Here is an 18,196-nt window from a genome sequence, read left to right as displayed (position 1 = left end):
GGTGAAAGGCACCCTATGAATATGTGTCCGTCCCAATTTGTCTCCGGTCGATCCGCTCGTCGCGGTTTCACCCTCGTCGAACTCCTTGTGGTCATCGCCATCATCGGTGTTTTGATCGCATTGCTACTACCAGCCGTCCAGCAGGCTCGCGAAGCTGCTCGACGTATGCAGTGCACCAATAACCTGAAGAACATCGGGTTAGCCTTGCACAACTATCACGATACTTACAAGAAGCTGCCATTCCTCGGGTTCGACGATTACAACGGTGACACGGTTTCCGTTTTCGGACGCATCTTGCCGTTCATCGAACAGACCGCCCTGTACGAAACGATCAACTTTAACAACAAGCAAGCCAACAACGGCAATAACACGCTGTACCGCACCACGCCACTGGACGTCTACTCTTGCCCCTCCGAGCAGGTCACCTTGGGTGAATCCAACAGCGCGAACAACCAATGGTCGCACCAGCGTTACAGCTACGGTGTCTGCGTTGGCAACACCAACTACAACCAAGACAATGCCAACAACTGGGATGGTCTCTGGACATATCAGAACGGCGGAACGGCCTTCAAGATGGGCTACAAGAATTTCGGTTTGAACATCGTCACCGATGGTACCAGCAACACCGTCATGGCTTCTGAATTGCCGATGAACACCAATAACCAGGGCTGGCAAGGCATGTACGCTGCCGGTATCTATGCTTCGGGAGCTGGCTTCACTGGCTACCTCGGCCCGAACACCCGTGCTTCGGTCGACGGTGGACGGCGTTGCTGGAATTCAAACGATTACATCCAGAAGATTCCTTGCCACCAAGCTGCCGGCGATAACTGGCGCACCGCCACGTTCGCTGCTTTCAGCATGCATCCAGGTGGCGTGAATGCCGCTAACTTCGATGCCTCGGTTAGCTTCGTTCCAGAAACGATTGATATCTGGACTTGGCGTGCTCGTACTTCCCCTCACGGTGGTGAAGTCGTCAACAACAACTAAGGCCAGATTGGCTTCGGAACAGTACCGAAGATCAAAAGAAGAAGCGGAGTTATCGTAACTATGGTTACTAAGCAAATTGTGAAAGCATTCCAGGTCATCGCGATCCTGGGCATTGTGGTCGGTTTGGTCGGATGCGGCCCGAGCGACGGCATGATGGATATCAATGGCACCGTCACGATGGATGGCGAGCCCGTTCAATCAGGATCAATCACTCTAACGCCGGTCGACGGGAGCAGCAAAGTTGGTGGCGGCACCTTTGAAGATGGGACCTTCTCGACCCGGGCTGCCGCGGGAGAGATGGCCGTTCAAATTCGTGGTCACGAAATCGTGAAGCTTCCGAATCCTACGAAGGAGCAAGTCGAGCGTGGCCTCGATACCGAACGCCACGAAATTGTTCCGCCAGCTTACAACAGTGCTTCCAAGCTGCGGATCAAAATTAGTCCAGAGAATACGACCTTCGACTTCGCATTGACGAAGGACGGAAAAGTTCCAGAGGGGATGTCGGCCGGCAACTAGTCCGACCAACATTCGCACGGATCGGGTGGCTGACTTGGCAGGGTTGGCCACCCGTTTTTATGCGCGGAGCGATCACATCAAACAGATCTCCATCCGTCAGTCCGCACTACTGTTTCTCGATCCGTATCAACTTGGGTGCGTCGGCTGGATTGATCAACATCACGTCTCCATCGATACTTGCTTTGCCTTCGATCGCAACCCATGAACCGCTCGGGAGTTGGATTCTCAAAGGCTGTTCGCCTACCTTCCGAAAACAAACCTCGACAGAATCACGTGCTGCCTTGACGTCGATAACGTGGTCTACCGCAGCGATGCGAGTCACCTCTAAACTGGGCCAGCTAGAGGGCAACTGTGGATCGATTGCGAAGCCGTCCATGGTCGGCTGAAATCCGAGGAAGCCATATAACATGACCTGTGGCACCAGAATCGATTCGAAGAATTCGTGATCCACCCCTAAGCCACCCGGCGTTCCGCCTCCCTGCAGCGAGCCTCTTCCTGGTTTCGCGTAATATGCACGGTAGCCACCTTCCGCTTCAATTTCAGCGTACCACTTTGCAATCTCACTTAACCGGCCAGCAGCATTGTCTGGACCTAACATCTTCAGTCGCGCCATCAGGTCGTGATAGGAAAACCCAAGCACTGCTCCGCCATCTTGAACTTGGTCTCCCCAAGCGATCGATTCCGGATTGTTCCATACCCAGCAATACCAATCGGTATTCCGCTTGGTGGTTGCTCGGGGTGCGAAACGCCAGTGGTAAATATCGTCGCCGGTCGAAGTATCTCCCGAAACAATCCGCTCGCCATCGATCCAACGGAGAATCTGCTTCGCTTGTTGCGGCGTAGCGAAGTTGTAGTAAATCGCCTCCAAGTTTAGAAACGTGAATCCATAATCATGTGCGATGCCATCGGCATCAATGCACGCAACGAAGCGACCTTTGTCCTTGTCCCAAAAACGCTCCCCTGCTCTTTGCTTCAAATTGTCGGCAATATCGCGTAGCTGCTCACTCGATATCGATGGCGTGGGCAATTCCCATTCGGGATGCATCGCGACTGCCTTTTCCAGTTTTGCCATCGCCTGAAGCGCGTCGAATTCGACTATCGAGGCGTAACAATCGTAGTGGCCAAACGGCAACAAGTCCCAGTAGTTATTTCCCACGCCATGCCCATGATGCATCAGCTTGTGTCCCACGGCATCGCGTGTAAAGCCAGCACGCCCATCGTGCCCCGGCCAAGTTACGAGCATGGCTCCTTCTTCCCGAACGTGAAATTCATCTAGGCTGTACTGAATCGCCTTACGCATTCGCTGAATGTTCTGCTGTAGAAAATCGATGTCCTGCGTCCAGCCGAAATACTCGCAGCAACCGCGAACATAGAGAGCATTTGTGATCGGATGCCGGGAGTCGGTCGCGGTATGAATGTTGCGAATCGTGATTCTTTGTGGCTCTTGGTTTGTCCAAGTGAAACGCAACTGCTCGATCCGACCATTCCATCGCTCGTGCGTGTAAACGGGCACAACACTCAACTTGAGTCCAGCGCCGTATTGACCGCCTAGACCGCTGTTTCTCACCACGTCGATCGATTGTGCTGCATTGAACTGGCTATCGTCGGGATGACGCCATTGAAGCTGCACGGCAGCATCATTCGCCAGCTTGTCACTCGACCATTCAATCACGACAAATGGTGCCACAATACTATCAAATGGCCGGACAGGTAGTGTCAGCGACGTCGTCTCTCCACGCGTCGTCAGCTGAAGTCCATGGCGATCGCTTTGCTCGATGGCATCTGCTCCGACGAATTCGACTGCCTTAGCATCCATCGTTTGCATCTGCATCATTTCACGATACGGATCATGCTGTACGGTGAAATGCCAACCGGCCCCGCCAGCTTGCTCCCACAACGGAAATGGCCAACCTCCTGGATGTGCGTGGCCACGATGCTGGTTCATCGTGACGTATCCACTGGAATCGATCTCGCGTCCCAGATAAACCCGCCGATAGAATTCGCGGCAGTCGCGAGCGGAAGGATCGTCGCCGATTGATGGCCACATGGTCGACATCGGTAGCCAAGAATCCCACAACGAACAATTCGTTCGCGCACTATGGTGGCGTTGAAACATCGCTTCGAGCGGTTTGGTAATCGACTCCTGGCCTGGGACATTGAATTCTGGCAATCGCTCTTGAGCAACGACCGAGCAGCAACTCAGCAAGCTCGCAATCAGGGCGAGAGAGAGACGCGTTAACATGAACGGCTTTCTAGCTTGGCGGGGGAGATAGGCGGGAGAATGTCCTATCGTAATCAATCGTCGACCGAACGAGAACTGGTTTCGCGTCGAGGAATCTGGCTGCCGCGAGAAGAGACAAATCACACGTTTTTCAGAAAAAGAACGTATGCGTGCAGCACCAAAAGAAGAGAAGAGTTCGTCTAGAATTTGACAGCGAGCCAATGACGCCAGGTTGTGCTAACAGTGAAATCGAGCATCGCTCCGATGAAGAAACCGCCGATCACCAGCTTGGCGGGATTCTCCAATAATTGACCACCACACATATAAACGGCTACCAGAAAGATGGCGACGACCATGGCCAAAAGTTGACCACCTCGCCCCAACGAGGTTCGTACCGTTTCCTCCCAATCACCAAATCTGATCGTATCCATCGTACCGGACCTTTACGCTTACACCCCTGATGGGCCTATCCCTGTTCCGGACATCCTTGCCGTGACTTCTACTTCCTCTCCACATTTAGGTCATCGAGGGAAATCGAACTCGGTTGCACGAATTATGGATCGATCGCGCTAGAAATTAGCGCAACGAATTCATTCTGGAATTAGGACGACTGCACTTCGCCTGACTGCGGAAAAGCGACTTCGTACACGCCCCAGGTATCTACTGGCGATTAAAGATCGTCGAAGGCCGCATCGGAGTATTGTACATCCCGAGGCCGATCTATTCACAATTATTGGTACATCGCATTCGCCGAACGGCTTCCTAAGCCGGTTAGACGGTGGGAAGTAGCAAAGGTAATCGGAGCACTCGGCAGCCACGATTTGTCCAAGAAGGACGTCATGGATCGCTTGCTAGAGATAGGCCCGCAGCAGTACGTTTAGAATAATCGAGCAGCGAACGCAATTGTTACCTGGTCTCCTTAGCCACTCCGACAAATGAGACAAGAGTCTAGTCAGAGCGAGGAAGACGCTTGGTCCACAGATAAACCAAGAAGGCGCCGAGGCCTGCGAATTTGTATCGTGGGTCGACGTAGTGCTGAATGACATAGAAGGCAAAGTAGTACGCTCGGCAGAATGCCCAAATGGCGATTCCCAGTAACAAGGCAATCTGCAAGTTACCGACCATTGCTAACAGCATGCCTGCCGCGATCAGTCCCAAGACAAGGAAAAGAACTCCCTTCAGGTAAATCAACGTGGGAGATTTCAGATCGGCCATGGATGGTACCCTTTCGACAAGTCACCTGAACCTGTTTTCAGTGTAGCAATCGACTAGATTCGCGTCTTAATTTCCGCATATCATCGATTTGAAGCAACCACTGCCACACTCAGAGGAAACACCATGCACGTTTTCGGCCGCGAGTCCATCAAGCCCTTACTTCACGAAAAGAGTTATCTCTTCAAAATCACCGTGAACGACCATGGATTAATCCTCTTCCCTCGTGAAACGGAACACGAAGAGATCAGCGAGGAGGACATTCACTACGTGCCAGATTCCAAGGGGAATGCGATTGCTGGAATCGTGAAGCCCGGGCATATCGAGTTCCGTCATCACAACGACTTCTCAGACGAACGCGTCCATTTGCTGATGGAACGAATCCTGGCGCTGCCCGAGATGGCCTTCGCGCGGGGGTTCGAAGTGACCTATCAAGGACGCGTGATCGTTGCTCGCCATGAGGAAGAGAATTCTTAGTCAAAGCTTCACGGCAAGCAATTCTCGTTCACAGTCCACGTATAGAGCAAAAACATTACAATCTCATAAAAACCTCTTGATACGCCCCTCTTTCAATGAACTACTTGCACTTCTTCGCCTTAGAACCGAAGTGATGCGTAGATTGCAATCCGCATCAATGAAATACATTTTTCCTCATTTGTGTATTTCTTGAGAAGTTCATTGCAGTTGGTCCTTCGATTCACGATATTTACGTTATGCTTCGCGCAGGACTGCGCGGCGACTCCAGTTCAAGGAATGCCCTGGCGAAGCGGTCATGATTGACCTTACTCTTCTTTCTTTACTTATCGTAGCGCAACTCCCAATCGAATTATCGCAATTGAAATTGTCTCAACCCATCGCTCGCTTAAACCACCATTGAGAGGCTCGCAATGAATTTGCCACGGACCTTTTTCGCAGTGCTATGCGCGTTGGTCACTACGACCTTCGCCCAAGCTGCCGAACAACCCAACATCCTAGTTATCTGGGGTGATGACATCGGACTTTGGAATGTCAGTCATGTCAGCCGTGGGATGATGGGTTATCAAACGCCTAATATTGATCGGATCGCTCGCGAAGGCCTTTACTTCACCGACTACTACGGTCAACAAAGCTGCACGGCTGGTCGTGCCGCATTCATGGGCGGCACCGTTCCCGTACGCACGGGGATGACCAAGGTTGGTCTACCCGGGGCCAAAGAAGGTTGGCAGAAGACGGACGTGACGATCGCGACGATCCTTAAGAGCCAAGGTTACGCGACTGGTCAGTTCGGCAAGAATCATTTCGGTGATCTCGACGAACACTTGCCCACCATGCACGGCTTCGATGAGTTCTTCGGTAATCTCTATCACTTAAATGCGGAAGAAGAACCTGAGAATCGCGATTACCCCAACGACCTTGTCCTGCCGAGCGGCAAGACTTTCCGGGAACAATATGGGCCGCGCGGTGTGCTGAAGTGCAAAGCCAACGGCGACGGTACGCAGTCGATCGAAAACACGGGGCCTCTGACCAAGAAGCGGATGGAAACGATCGATGAAGAAACCAACGCGGCAGCTAAGGACTTCATCCAGCGTCAAGTGAAAGCCGATAAGCCGTTTTTCTGCTGGTGGAATGCGACACGCATGCACTTCCGCACGCACGTCAAGGAAGAGCACAAAGGTATCTCAGGCCCTTCCGGTGACGAATACCATGACGGCATGGTCGAACACGACATGATGGTCGGCGAGCTGCTAGACTTGGTTGATGAGTTAAAGATCTCGGACAATACCATTGTCTTCTACTCGACCGACAACGGTCCGCACTACAACACGTGGCCCGACGCTGGTACCACGCCGTTCCGCAGCGAGAAGAACTCGAACTGGGAAGGTGCTTACCGCGTGCCTGCTTTCGTTCGTTGGCCAGGCAAGTTCCCTGCCGGTAAAACACTGAACGGCATCGTGGCTCACGAAGACTGGATGATGACCTTCGCCGCTGCCGCCGGCGCTCCCGACATCAAAGAAAAATTGATGGAAGGGGTGGAGCTGAACGGCCGCAAGTATCGCAATCACCCAGACGGTTACAACATGCTGGATTACTTCATGGGCAAGACCGATAAATCTCCTCGGAAGGAATTCTTCTACGTCAATGATGACGGGCAGGTTGTTGCTTTACGACTCGATCAATGGAAGGGTGTGTTTCTGGAAAACCGCGGTCAGGCTTTCGGGGTCTGGCGTGAACCTTTTACCGAACTGCGTGTTCCGCTGCTGTTCAACTTGCGTCGCGATCCATTTGAGAAAGCCCAGCATAACTCGAACACTTACGATGACTGGTTCCTGGAACGAGCCTACGTCTTGGTGCCAATGCAACAAGTTGCTGGTAAGTTCCTGAAGACGATGGCCGACTATCCGCCAAGTCAAACGCCTGGTTCATTCAACCTCGAGAAAATTCAGAAGCAGATCGAAGACGCTGCTTCTGGGAAATAGACGATTGCATCACAGATGCATGTTGTCGGTGACAACATGCCGGACAACATGCTCTGTTGATCTAGCGCTCAATCTCGTTTCAAATCAAGCAGGTCGCCCCAAACTTTGGTTGGCGTCCTGCTTGTTTTTATAGGAAGGCCGATCCCATGATTGATTTCGCTACGCTGTTCGCCTGGTTTGTAATAACGGTCTTATTCGCCGTGATTGTCTCGGCGATTGTGGCGATCGGCTCGCTCCCAGGCAGCATCGCCCAAAAGCGAAATCATCCACATGCGTCAGCGATCGCGGCGGCCAGTTGGCTGGGCTTGCTTTTCGGCGGACTTGGCTGGGCGGTGGCTTTCGTCTGGGCACTGATGCCATGCGGCACGAATTCGCAAGAAGCCGCCTCCCAACAGAACGATTCGCTCCAACAACAGATCGCCGATCTTCAGGCGGAAGTTGCTGCCTTGAAAAGCCAGCTTGCCCAATCCGCCTAGAGAATCGCTCTCCGCAAAAAGGTGCCGCCATGATCGCGTTGTTTGTCATCCTCTACACGTTCGGAATCTGGCTTTTTTATATCAAGCTCAAGGTCAAGCCGAATCCGATTAACTTGGCCGTGGCAACCGTAATTGGGTTTGTCGCCGTGAGTGCGATTGTCATTCTGTGGCAATTCTCGGCGCCAACATCGGGCCAACTTGTCGTGTCGCGTTACACGATTCAGATCGTCCCCCAAGTCAAAGGGCCGATTGTCAGCCTGAATGCCAAGCCGAACAAACCACTTAAAAAGGGCAAAGATATCTTGTTCGAGATCCAAAAGGATCTTTACGAGATCGCCGTTCGCCAAAACGAAGCCACCCTGGGCGCGGCTCAACAAACGGTTACTCAATCGGAGGCCGCCATCAAAGTTGCGGAAGCCACCGTCACCGAGGCGGTAGCAAACGCGGCAGCCACTAAGTCAGAACTCGATGCGAAGAATGAAACGAACGAAAAGTCCCCTGGGGCCGTGAGTAAGATTCAGATCATTCAGCTCACCGATCGTTACGATGCCGCTCAGGCCACCGTCGCGAAATCGAAAGCAACCCAGGACGAAGCGGTAGTCGCCCTCGAAATCGCCAAGCAGAACGTCGACCTGGCACAAGCCAACCTCGACAAATCAAAGTTCGATCTTAGCCAGTGCACCGTCTATGCCCCCGCGGATGGCTTCGTTACCAATTGGCAGGTACGCGAAGGCGCGATGGCGGTTCCTCTTCCCCTGGCACCTATGGGAACGTTTATCGATACGTCGACCGTCGATATCGTAGCGGTCTTCAGCCAGAATGTGACCAAGAATATTCAGCCGGGTGACGCAGTGGAATTCGCCTTGAAAGCCTATCCCGGTCAAGTCCTGAAAGGAAAGGTCGATTCAATCATCCCCGCCACCGGCGAAGGCCAATTTGTCACTAGCGGCGTGCTGACCACCCCCGACGCAATTCACTCCAGTGGTAAATTTGCCGTGAAGATCAAGCTGGAAGACGAAAGCCTCATGCAATCTATCCCGATGGGTACCGCGGGCATGTGCACCGTCTACACTAAGACCGGTTCGCCGTTTCACGTCATCAGTAAAGTCACCGTTCGCATCAAAGCGTGGATGTATTATCTAATCCCGTTTTAAGTTCAAGTGCTAGCATCACGTTCTTTTGTCGCTTCGATTACGGCGACTTTGCGCCCGATAACAATTCGACTCACGCACTAACCTAGGTGGGTCGAAACTGACTTCTATACTCATGATCGCGCGTTTTCCACGAAGTATAGAACGATGTCGCATTATCAACGAATCACAGGTATCGTCCTGTTCTGTCTGCTTGGCATGCCCAGCCTGGCATCTGCGCAGTTCTTCCCGTTCGGTGGAATCTCAGACGACGCGTTTGAAGAAGGGGGAGAAACGGACGAAATTGAGACCGACCGCGATTCGTTTACGCCAGCTACGACCGTGGTTGGCTACCACCGAACCGTCGTCGAGTCCGCGTATTCATTCGTCGACAATCGCGGCGTTCCAGAAACGCATAGCTTCCCTGAGATCGTCACACGTTTCGGCCTTACTGATAACATCGAGCTTCGTGTCGGCTGGAATTACGAAGTGGGTGGAGCAGCTAATCCGATTTCAGGAAACGTATCGGAAAGCCCTGACGAAGAAGAGGTCGGGCTCGAGCGCGAGAGCAAAATACTATACGGAGCCAAGTTTTATCTCAACGAACAAGACGACTGGCTACCTGAGAGCTCGATCATCGTGCAAGGCTTTACGCCAACCAGCGGCCTCGCTAACGATAGTAACTTCTCGACTACCTTCGTCAGCGGCTGGGTTTACGAAAACGGATGGACCTGGGACTCTGCACTTCGTTTTAGCACTGGTAGTCTGGACGAAGACCACTTCAACATCTGGGCCCCTTCCACCGTGCTCAAGATTCCCGTCGGCGAACGATATAAAGCACACGTCGAGTACTTCGGTATTTTCACCGAAGGCCGCGAGTCAGATAGCGTTCAGCACTTCTTCAGCCCTGGCATCCATTACCTGCTGACACCTGATCTGGAGATCGGTGTCCGTGTCGGCTGGGGCCTAAACGACCAATCGCCCAATTTCTTCACCAACTTTGGTGGTGGCGTGCGATTCTAATCGATTGGTGACCAAGCCCACTCAAAGCTGATTCTGTGTCGTAAGGCGTATGCTGATATCGACTTGATACGCCTGAATCGGACTTGTCTGATTTCTTAACGAGGCAATTGGACTCGAATCAGGTATCATCTTGTTTGATACTGAGATTCGCGTAATCGAGAATGTTCCCCCAGGCCCTAAATCGGTGAAACTTCTCACGGCGAATCATGGTAGGTACTAAGAGCCTGCGCCTTGGCTACTCCTCCCCTTTCTTCGATTGGAGATCACCCTCGATGCCCTCCTCGTTTGTTTGTCGTCTGCTGATCGGCTGTTTTGCCTGTCTCTCCGTTACTATCGCCGTCAACTTTGCTCAGGCAGTCGAACCTGCCGAGGCATTGGCAACTTATGTACAAAAAGCAGACGATAGCTACGGCTGGAAAGTGCGCTCCCAGACGAAGGTCGGGACCTGTTCGGTCTCGGAATTGACGGTCACCTCACAAACCTGGCGGGATCTGGTTTGGCAACATCGAGTGTTCGTCATCGTACCCGAGGGCGTCGCTAAAGAAACGGACGCTGTGCTGGTGATCGGGGGTGGATCGTGGAAAGAAGAGTACGCCAACGCCCCTGCCAATGGCGAACCAGCGCTCCCGAAAGAGGCTTCACTCTTGGCGATTTACGCGCAGCAAATTGGTTGCCCAGTGGCGGTGTTGTTGAATGTCCCGCGTCAACCGATTTTCGATGGCCGAAAAGAAGACGAGATCATCGCGCTCACATTCGATCAATACCTGAAGACGGGCGAAAGTGATTGGCCGCTTCTGTTACCGATGGTCAAGAGTGCCGTCCGAGCGATGGATGCGATGCAAGAATACGCCACCCAAAAGCTCGACATCAAGATTGATGGCTTCACCGTCACGGGGGCCTCGAAACGTGGCTGGACAACCTGGCTAGTCTCGGCAGTCGATCCGCGTGTAAAAGGTCTTGCCCCGATGGTGATCGACACGCTGAACATGGATGCCCAATTGAAGCATCAACTGGCCTCCTACGGCAAACCTTCGCAGCAGATTGAAGATTACACCGAGCTTGACCTGCATCATCGCATGATGAGCGAGGAAGGAGTCAACCTCCGCAAGATCGTCGATCCTTACAGCTATCGCGATCAAATTACCCAGCCGAAGCTGATCTTCCTCGGTACGAACGATGCCTACTGGACAGTCGATTCGCTGAACTTGTACTGGGACGATTTGAAGGGGCAAAAGTATGTAGTCTACGTTCCCAACGCCGATCACGATCTGGCCAATGACTGGCTCCGCATCTTCGGCGGCCTCCGCGCACTCCGTCGTCACGTTGACGACCAGAAGCCGCTCCCAAATCTGGACTGGAATTACACCGAGGCGACTGGTGATAAACCACTGACGCTGGATGTTTCCCCCAACGAGAAAGCGGCCATGGTCAAGCTGTGGATGGCTGACGCTCCGACCCGTGACTTCCGCCAATCGAAGTGGACCAGCAAGGTCGTTCCTCGTGACGAAGCAGGCAAGGCCATCAGCGAAATCGCTCGACCTGCAACCGGTTATCGAGCCGCGTTCGCCGAAGTGACCTACAGTCACGACAAGGTGCCGTTTTACTTGAGCACCACAATGCGTGTGCTGGGCGCGAAAGAGACCGAGATGGCCGGCGGCGGAGAGTAATCGAACCCGCGTTTCAACCTTCCCCGGTAAGCTCGGCTCGGCGTCGGAGGTAGCGCTGTTCCGCTAGGTCGTGACTGGTGCGCTTTCGGTAAAGCTGAAAGCTGCTGCTCATGCCAACCAAGCCAACTAGTGCGGCAAAAGAGAGCCCAATGCCCTGTGGGGCTCCTAGCGGCCCGGGGGCAGAAACGGATAACCAGGCCACCAAGCTCGCAATGGCTAACGTAACGCCAGCAGAGATTACGGCCTCGATTTTCCACGGCAAATAGGTTCTTCTCGCTTTTGTCCGAATGAAGTACCGCTCGCGATCCTTGTACCAAGCTTGGTCCAGTTGGTTGACCAGTTGCTGCCGCTGCAGCGAGTCGACTCTGGCTTCCACCTCAGTCGTTCGGCGATTCAAGGGAATCAGTTTCATCGATGTCACTGCTCTTCTCCGGAGACATTCGCAACTTGCCTCTAACTCAGCTTAACCCCAACCCTTAGTTGGATACGCTTCCGCCACCTCGGTCACTTCAAGCCGACGCCGGAGGTAGCACCGCTTGGCCTCGTGGTAGGCGACGGCTCTTTGGTAATGTAAACGGCTGAGCCCAAGGCCGATGACGACGAACACTCCAATCAAAAGGCAGAGTACAAGGAACGGCGACCAGTTGTCGGTAATTATCCACGCAGGAAGGATCCACAAAACACCGCTGACTATCGTAATAATTGCCATATTGTTCGCGGTATCCGAACTAGGCACGCGGGCATTCCCGTCGGCATCGATCAGCATGTATCGCCGACGCATTTGCTTCCACTCGTGATCTAACGCGGCGAGCTCCCGCTGCTGCCTGCTCTCCTCGATCAGCTGGCAGTCCATTTCTTTCGTCTGCACCGCATCGCCTAGCGAAACGTTCTGCTCCTGGTCGCAACTTTCGGTATAGACGGTGGTCCCTTCCTGAACGACGGCCAGTTGTGATCCACAGTGCAAGCACGTGACAAGCAAGACGTTCTCAGGCACATTCAAAGGAGCGCTGCACTGGCGACAAGTCAGGGGAATCAATTTCATCGGAGTTTTCAATTTCGTTAACACCAAGCATCATCCACCCGTCTCCAACGGTTCAGCATTCTGCTCAACATGTATTCGCTGACTCGGTCCATTTCTTAAAGCAAAACACGATAATCCTCATGGTATCGCTGGACTGATTTATCTAACAACCTGGCAGATCATCTCGCGAAATCCGATCCCCTTCCCGTTGATCAGGTATCTCTTGATAAAGCATGTCGAGAAGCATTCGAACATAGGCATCTGCGTCACGATCGTCCCTGGCTTGCCACCGCCGTAAGATCTCATCGGCGGCTCCCCTCCGGGCCTCTTCCTCCCAGGAAAAGACATCGAACGTTTTCTCGATGCTCTCGATCTGATTCACCGCGGCATGGTAATTCCAATGCGGATGCCCACCGCCCCACCATTGATCCGTTACAGCGAAGTGCCACTCCGGCTCACCGATTGACTCCGCCGCTGACGAAACCCAGGTTTCTTCGACTTCGCGTTTCACAAGGATGCCAATTACCCACACCGACTTTCGTACGCGCCCAGAGTGAATATCGACCTCACTCCCCCACGAAACCCACGCGAGCGGCACGATCAGAGATAGCAGCAACAAAACCGCTATGAAGATGACAACCCTATGATAAGGGCGAAAACGGGTTGAAACATTAACGGACATTGCTTTGCTTGTTACAACTCAACTTCCGGTTCCTCGGTTTACCGAGTGCTACGTGGCACCGCGGGAATCAGCTCAGCGTTTTCCTATCCGTCCTCATGGCTCTTGCTTCTTCCCGTCTAACAAATGGGTCCTATGCTAACCGCAAACATGGTAACTTTTGCACGCTAATAGAAGTGTACCGCGTCCACTATCAGCGAGCCAATCATCATCAACTTATTGCTCGGCTGCTGGCCAACAGTTAACTTTATGCGACGGCCTCACATGGTTTGGCACATCGTCGCATTAGGAAGACTATCGCATGAAATACTCGATCTCTGGCACTGCATCGAACGGAATGCCAGTCAACGAAGTTGTCGATTTACCAGACGAAGCCGCGGTGCGGGCTTACGCCGACTCAAGAGGAATCACACTCTCTCGGATTCGCTTGCTGGAAGATCAGTCGGTGAATGTTCCCATCTCGAACACGCCTCGCCACACTGCAACCCGTTCTGGTCGCATGCGATCGGTTTCGAGTGGCCTCTTTACCTGGGCTTGGGCTCTCTTAATCGGCGGGCTGATTACGCTTTTTTTCCACCTCTTGGCTTGGGGTTAATTTCGCTGGCCTTCTTTCTATTCCCGCTCGGAGCGTTGTACAGCGTCGGCTCCAGCATCGTGGCAGCGCTTGAAGAAAAATAATATCGATTTGCAAACGCAAGTCAGAATAGAAAGCACTCTTGGTGAAATACGCGATCGAAGGTATCGGTGCCGATGGCATGCTCATTAACCTCGTGGTGGATTTCGCCGACGAAGCTGCCGTGCGGGCCTAAGCTGACACGAATGGAATTCGCTTGACCAGCATCGCTCCGCTGGCCGATCAATCCGCCGCGGTTAACGTTGACAACCAACCACGCGGCTTGCCCACCGAATGCAATCGCCTGAAATCCAATGAGACCATCTGCTACTTCTGCGCGGCTTCGGCTTGGTAGCCAGCATCCTCATGCTGCTACAGTTTCCGATGATCTTCCCCGCAGTGATGATCGCGTTTTCCTTTTTCCTACTGAGCGTTGGGGCGAGTTACCGTATCGGCGCCACGGTACTGGCAGAGGTTGCAGGGAAAAACTCTTAAGAAGCATTGTCGACGGCAACTATCGCGTCGCCTGACAAATCGATCGTAGTAATCAAGATTGGAGCGGCGAGTCGACTTCCAAAGATGATTTACGGCTCTTAAGGACCTAGAGTGAGGCAATCATTGCATTCCTCCTAAACGGCCAACTTTGGCATCCCAGTGGATTCGACTACCGCACATTGTCGACATTCTGTAAAAGATGCCTTCCGCGTTCGTCAATCCAATCCCCTGCTTGCCTTAGTTCATGGAAACCTCACTCCACAAAGCCCTGAAGGAACATTACGCCGGCAAGAAGGCCGAGACGGAGGTTCGATTGGGGCGGTATATCATTGACGCCGTCGCGCGTGGGCAATTGATTGAGGTGCAGTGGTCAGGGTTGGCGGCGATTCGGGACAAGATTCGCGAACTGTGCGATTCGCACAAGGTGCGAGTTGTGAAGCCGATTGTCGCTCGCAAGAAGGTCGTTCGCCGCGATAAAAAGGGGGGCGAAATCGTTTCGGCTCGCTATAGCCCAAAGCGTGGCGACGTGTTCAGCGTGTTTGAAGAGTTGGTCCACTTCACCAACGTCTTCCCGCATGACAACCTGACGCTTGAGATCCCGCTGATCGAGATCGAAGAGATCCGCTACCCAGGGCATGGCAAACGACGCCGACGACGCGAGAACGACTTTGTTGTCGAAGATCAAACGCTGACCGAGATCGTTTCTTCACACCGCTTCCGCAAAGCCTCGGACCTGCTAAAGCTGCTTCCCCGCAGCCTGCCACGCCAGTTTCACACGGGCCTCTTAGCCGAAAAGCTGGAACGACCTCGCTGGATTTGCCAGAAAATGGTCTACACATTGCGGAAAACCGGCGCTTTAGGCGTGGTCGGCAAGGAAGGCAATTCGATCATCTATCAAAAGACGACCCGCCGACAGGCAGCTTAGATCGCTCTTCTTCAATGCCGCCCCACAACACGTTCGGTTTCTGTCCCCCACAAAACTTCTTATTCGGACGCCACCAATTCGTCGACGGTTTCGAGGAATTGCCTCACACTAAAGAGGTACGTTAAAGCGTCATTTAACCTGCCGGGCGAAGTTTTCTGTGCGGATCGAAAACCGCTGGCTGGTTGCTTTCGTCTCACCGGAAGACATGCTTCGCCCTTTCAGCGGATGGGAGATCCCCAATGACTCGGACAGCTCTTCTTGCAAGTTGCTTGCTGGCAACACTTTGTACGCTTTTCGCGACGAACGTCGCTACGGCTCAGGCCGTGATCGTAATCCATAACTCAATCCGGCCAGTCCCCCTTCCCCGGCCGATCCCGCGTCCTACGCCACAGCCCTCGCCGACCGAGTCGTACAAGATCACCAAGCTCGAGGTGAATGCCAACATCAAAGATCAGGTCGCTCAAGTTCAAGTTGCCCAGCAGTTTCAGAACACCGGCAGCCGCCAGATGGAGGTCTCGTTTCTTTTCCCGCTACCCTATGACGGTGCGATCGACAGCTTAACGCTGATGGTCGATGGAAAGGAATTCCCCGCGAAGCTACTTCGAAAAGAGAAGGCTCGCGAGATTTACAACTCGATCGTCCGCCAAAACAAAGACCCTGCCTTGTTGGAATGGACTGGCACCGGGATGTTTCAGACCAGCGTCTTTCCCGTCCCAGCTGGGGCGTCGCGCGAGGTGACCATTACTTACAGCCAACTGCTGAAGAAGGATGGACGGCTGACCGACTTTTTGTTCCCGATGTCGACGGCGAAGTACACCGATCGCCCTGTCGAGAAAATCAAAGTTCGGTTGGCCTTGGAAAGTGGTGAGAAACTAAAGAGCATCTACAGTCCAACCCATAACGTCGATATCACTCGCAACGGTAACAAGCGTGCTGTCGTAAAGTATGAAGCCGACAACGTGATTCCAGACAGCGACTTCCGTCTCTTCTTCGAGAGCAACAACGACAAACTCTCAGCCAGCGTGATCAGTTATCGCCCCGACAAGGAGGAAGAGGGGTTCTTCCTGATGCTGGCCACACCACCCCCACGAGACACCATGAAGGAGCCGCCCAAGAAGACGGTACTGTTCGTCGTCGACCGCTCTGGCAGCATGAGTGGCGAGAAGATCGAACAAGCACGCGAAGCCGCCAAATACGTATTGAATAATCTGAACGATCAAGATCTGTTCAACATCATTGCCTATGACAGCGATGTCGAAAGCTTTCAACCCGAACTCCAGAAAGCCGACAAAAAGAGTGTCACCGAAGCGATCGGCTTCGTCGACGGACTTTACGCGGGCGGCAGCACCAACATCGACGGCGCTTTGACGACCGCGATGAATATGGTGCAAGACGACGACCGCCCTTGCTACGTCTTATTCCTATCCGATGGACGTCCCACAACGGGCGAAGTTGACGAGATGCAGATCGTCGAGAATGCGAAAAAGCACAACGCCCATCATGCCCGGATGATCAACTTTGGTGTTGGGTACGACGTCAATAGTCGACTGATGGATCGCCTCTCGAACGCAATCCAAGGGCAAAGCCAATACGTCCGTCCTGACGAAGATCTCGAAGAGCATGTGGCTCGACTGTATCGCAAGATCAACGCACCACTGATGACCGACGTCAAGATCAAGTTCGATTTAGAACGTGGTGGATCGAAGGCCGTTAATCGCGTACTCCCGAAAGAAGTAGTCGATCTGTTTGAAGGGGAGCAACTGGTCTTGGTTGGGCGTTACAAGGCCTGGGGAGATGCCAAGATTACTGTTCGAGGTAAAGTGAACGGCGAAGTCGAGAAGTTCGATTTTCCAGCCGAGTTCGTCCATGAGAGCAAGGACCAATCGAATTCATTTGTAGAAAAACTGTGGGCGATTCGCAGGATTGGCGAGATCATTGACGAAATGGATCTTCAAGGAAAGAACGACGAGTTGATGGAAGAACTTGTTCGGCTTTCAACCGACCACGGAATCCTTACTCCGTACACATCCTTCCTGGCCGACGAGAACCAATCGCTCGAATCCTTAGCCGATGCTCGCGCTGGTGGTCACATGAGCCTGCAACGGTTGCGAGACGCGACCCAAAAGCTGTCGGAGACCTCCGGTCGCTCGGCCTTTTCGCAGCGAGGTGCCAAGGCAAGATACCAAAATGCCCAGAACCTACCGCAAGCCCAGCCGGCTGCCGACCGACTGGCGACTTCCCCTAGCAGCTCGCGGGGCCGAAGCGGTGGCTTTGGTGGAGGAGGCGGCGGCTTCGGAGGTGGAGGATTTGGTGGTGGTTACGGCGGTGCCGGAGGATATGCTGCTGAAGCACCGGCCGCCATGTCAGGCCCGTCCAATAGCGTGACGGTCGAGGACACCGAAACCGACGAAGTACGCGTCGTGAATTCGGTTCGTACCGTCGGCAATCGCACGTTGTTCTATCGCGACAAAATGTGGATCGACGAGGAAGCCGCCGAGGAGGCGAAGAAGTCGAAGCCCGATTACGTCGAAGTGAAGCGATTCAGTGATGAGTACTTCGACTTGGTGGCAAAGAATACTAAGGCCGAAAACGCCGTGCTTTCGCAGCAGCAAGACAACGAAACGTTGGTAGTCAAGCTGCGAGGAAGAGTCTACCGCATTCGCTAATCGATGGCTCGAAGACTGCTGATTTTTCTATTTGGGTGGCCTGAATCCTTGAAATTCAGGCCACCTTTTCGTTGGAAAACGTGGCGAGGTTGACGTTTGGGATGTTTCG

Annotated in this window: 17 protein-coding genes; 11 read left to right on the top strand and 6 right to left on the bottom strand. The window is 53.3% G+C overall.

The genetic code is table 11. The features are described from left to right. Positions 1-21 precede the first annotated feature (21 nt). Together C5Y83_RS21155 and C5Y83_RS21150 are read left to right on the top strand one after the other, a co-directional pair. Positions 22-987, top strand: coding sequence for a DUF1559 domain-containing protein (locus tag C5Y83_RS21155; RefSeq protein WP_105331949.1), 966 nt, complete (start codon positions 22-24; stop codon positions 985-987). A 60-nt stretch (positions 988-1,047) separates the two neighbouring features. Further along, the gene (locus C5Y83_RS21150; protein ID WP_105331719.1) at positions 1,048-1,503 is read left to right on the top strand and encodes a hypothetical protein; all 456 of its coding nucleotides are present in this window, start codon (positions 1,048-1,050) and stop codon (positions 1,501-1,503) included. 106 nt (positions 1,504-1,609) lie between these two features. Here C5Y83_RS21150 and C5Y83_RS21145 read toward each other — a convergent pair whose 3' ends face one another. From C5Y83_RS21145 to C5Y83_RS21135, 3 genes are all read right to left on the bottom strand, one after another. Beyond that, on the bottom strand, positions 1,610-3,745 hold the full coding sequence (locus C5Y83_RS21145; RefSeq protein WP_105331718.1) for a hypothetical protein: 2,136 nt from the start codon (positions 3,743-3,745) through the stop codon (positions 1,610-1,612). A 179-nt stretch (positions 3,746-3,924) separates the two neighbouring features. Next, entirely contained in the window at positions 3,925-4,155 is a 231-nt protein-coding gene (locus C5Y83_RS21140; protein ID WP_105331717.1) for a hypothetical protein, read from the bottom strand. A gap of 517 nt (positions 4,156-4,672) precedes the next feature. Further along, the gene (locus C5Y83_RS21135) at positions 4,673-4,939 is read right to left on the bottom strand and encodes a hypothetical protein (RefSeq protein ID WP_105331716.1); all 267 of its coding nucleotides are present in this window, start codon (positions 4,937-4,939) and stop codon (positions 4,673-4,675) included. Between the two features lie 123 nt (positions 4,940-5,062). Here C5Y83_RS21135 and C5Y83_RS21130 point away from each other — a divergent pair, with 123 nt between their 5' ends. The 6 genes from C5Y83_RS21130 (at position 5,063) to C5Y83_RS21105 (ending at position 11,688) form a co-directional block, all read left to right on the top strand. Next, positions 5,063-5,413 (top strand): hypothetical protein, encoded by a 351-nt coding sequence (locus C5Y83_RS21130; RefSeq protein WP_105331715.1) that lies wholly within the window; start codon positions 5,063-5,065, stop codon positions 5,411-5,413. A 410-nt stretch (positions 5,414-5,823) separates the two neighbouring features. Then, complete coding sequence (locus tag C5Y83_RS21125) at positions 5,824-7,392, top strand: arylsulfatase (RefSeq protein WP_199195085.1); 1,569 nt, start codon at positions 5,824-5,826, stop codon at positions 7,390-7,392. 146 nt (positions 7,393-7,538) lie between these two features. After that, on the top strand, positions 7,539-7,868 hold the full coding sequence (locus C5Y83_RS21120; RefSeq protein WP_105331714.1) for a DUF3302 domain-containing protein: 330 nt from the start codon (positions 7,539-7,541) through the stop codon (positions 7,866-7,868). Between the two features lie 29 nt (positions 7,869-7,897). Beyond that, on the top strand, positions 7,898-9,022 hold the full coding sequence (locus C5Y83_RS21115) for an HlyD family secretion protein (RefSeq protein WP_158262436.1): 1,125 nt from the start codon (positions 7,898-7,900) through the stop codon (positions 9,020-9,022). A 144-nt stretch (positions 9,023-9,166) separates the two neighbouring features. Then, positions 9,167-10,021 carry a transporter gene (locus C5Y83_RS21110; protein WP_105331712.1) on the top strand — a complete coding sequence of 285 codons (855 nt, stop codon included), beginning with the start codon at positions 9,167-9,169 and terminating at the stop codon, positions 10,019-10,021. A gap of 272 nt (positions 10,022-10,293) precedes the next feature. Then, positions 10,294-11,688, top strand: a complete 1,395-nt coding sequence (locus C5Y83_RS21105) for a PhoPQ-activated pathogenicity-related family protein (protein ID WP_158262435.1) — start codon at positions 10,294-10,296, stop codon at positions 11,686-11,688. A 13-nt stretch (positions 11,689-11,701) separates the two neighbouring features. Here C5Y83_RS21105 and C5Y83_RS21100 read toward each other — a convergent pair whose 3' ends face one another. The 3 genes from C5Y83_RS21100 to C5Y83_RS21090 form a co-directional block, all read right to left on the bottom strand. Next, on the bottom strand, positions 11,702-12,100 hold the full coding sequence (locus C5Y83_RS21100; protein WP_105331710.1) for a hypothetical protein: 399 nt from the start codon (positions 12,098-12,100) through the stop codon (positions 11,702-11,704). Between the two features lie 51 nt (positions 12,101-12,151). Then, positions 12,152-12,730, bottom strand: a complete 579-nt coding sequence (locus C5Y83_RS21095; protein WP_105331709.1) for a hypothetical protein — start codon at positions 12,728-12,730, stop codon at positions 12,152-12,154. A gap of 142 nt (positions 12,731-12,872) precedes the next feature. After that, a complete protein-coding gene (locus tag C5Y83_RS21090; protein ID WP_146117859.1) occupies positions 12,873-13,220 on the bottom strand; it encodes a hypothetical protein in 348 nt (115 codons plus the stop codon). A 469-nt stretch (positions 13,221-13,689) separates the two neighbouring features. Here C5Y83_RS21090 and C5Y83_RS21085 point away from each other — a divergent pair, with 469 nt between their 5' ends. The 3 genes from C5Y83_RS21085 to C5Y83_RS21075 all read left to right on the top strand — a co-directional run bounded on the left by C5Y83_RS21085 (position 13,690) and on the right by C5Y83_RS21075 (position 18,087). Continuing rightward, positions 13,690-13,983: a hypothetical protein gene (locus tag C5Y83_RS21085; RefSeq protein WP_105331707.1), complete on the top strand. Its 294-nt coding sequence runs from the start codon at positions 13,690-13,692 to the stop codon at positions 13,981-13,983. Between the two features lie 757 nt (positions 13,984-14,740). After that, complete coding sequence (locus C5Y83_RS21080; RefSeq protein WP_105331706.1) at positions 14,741-15,421, top strand: hypothetical protein; 681 nt, start codon at positions 14,741-14,743, stop codon at positions 15,419-15,421. A 239-nt stretch (positions 15,422-15,660) separates the two neighbouring features. Beyond that, positions 15,661-18,087: a VIT domain-containing protein gene (locus C5Y83_RS21075; protein WP_105331705.1), complete on the top strand. Its 2,427-nt coding sequence runs from the start codon at positions 15,661-15,663 to the stop codon at positions 18,085-18,087. Positions 18,088-18,196 lie beyond the last annotated feature (109 nt).

The organism is Blastopirellula marina, from assembly GCF_002967765.1.
GTDB classification, from domain to species: Bacteria; Planctomycetota; Planctomycetia; order Pirellulales; family Pirellulaceae; genus Bremerella; species Bremerella marina_A.
This window is presented reverse-complemented; position numbering and strand designations above follow the sequence as displayed.

Excerpts from the sequence above, each read along its gene's own strand:
- C5Y83_RS21155 (WP_105331949.1), top strand. The coding sequence starts at position 22 with ATGTGTCCGTCCCAATTTGTCTCCGGTCGATCCGCTCGTCGCGGTTTC.
- C5Y83_RS21150 (WP_105331719.1), top strand. The coding sequence starts at position 1,048 with ATGGTTACTAAGCAAATTGTGAAAGCATTCCAGGTCATCGCGATCCTG.
- C5Y83_RS21145 (WP_105331718.1), bottom strand. The coding sequence starts at position 3,745 with ATGTTAACGCGTCTCTCTCTCGCCCTGATTGCGAGCTTGCTGAGTTGC.
- C5Y83_RS21140 (WP_105331717.1), bottom strand. The coding sequence starts at position 4,155 with ATGGATACGATCAGATTTGGTGATTGGGAGGAAACGGTACGAACCTCG.
- C5Y83_RS21135 (WP_105331716.1), bottom strand. The coding sequence starts at position 4,939 with ATGGCCGATCTGAAATCTCCCACGTTGATTTACCTGAAGGGAGTTCTT.
- C5Y83_RS21130 (WP_105331715.1), top strand. The coding sequence starts at position 5,063 with ATGCACGTTTTCGGCCGCGAGTCCATCAAGCCCTTACTTCACGAAAAG.
- C5Y83_RS21125 (WP_199195085.1), top strand. The coding sequence starts at position 5,824 with ATGAATTTGCCACGGACCTTTTTCGCAGTGCTATGCGCGTTGGTCACT.
- C5Y83_RS21120 (WP_105331714.1), top strand. The coding sequence starts at position 7,539 with ATGATTGATTTCGCTACGCTGTTCGCCTGGTTTGTAATAACGGTCTTA.
- C5Y83_RS21115 (WP_158262436.1), top strand. The coding sequence starts at position 7,898 with ATGATCGCGTTGTTTGTCATCCTCTACACGTTCGGAATCTGGCTTTTT.
- C5Y83_RS21110 (WP_105331712.1), top strand. The coding sequence starts at position 9,167 with ATGTCGCATTATCAACGAATCACAGGTATCGTCCTGTTCTGTCTGCTT.
- C5Y83_RS21105 (WP_158262435.1), top strand. The coding sequence starts at position 10,294 with ATGCCCTCCTCGTTTGTTTGTCGTCTGCTGATCGGCTGTTTTGCCTGT.
- C5Y83_RS21100 (WP_105331710.1), bottom strand. The coding sequence starts at position 12,100 with ATGAAACTGATTCCCTTGAATCGCCGAACGACTGAGGTGGAAGCCAGA.
- C5Y83_RS21095 (WP_105331709.1), bottom strand. The coding sequence starts at position 12,730 with ATGAAATTGATTCCCCTGACTTGTCGCCAGTGCAGCGCTCCTTTGAAT.
- C5Y83_RS21085 (WP_105331707.1), top strand. The coding sequence starts at position 13,690 with ATGAAATACTCGATCTCTGGCACTGCATCGAACGGAATGCCAGTCAAC.
- C5Y83_RS21080 (WP_105331706.1), top strand. The coding sequence starts at position 14,741 with ATGGAAACCTCACTCCACAAAGCCCTGAAGGAACATTACGCCGGCAAG.
- C5Y83_RS21075 (WP_105331705.1), top strand. The coding sequence starts at position 15,661 with ATGACTCGGACAGCTCTTCTTGCAAGTTGCTTGCTGGCAACACTTTGT.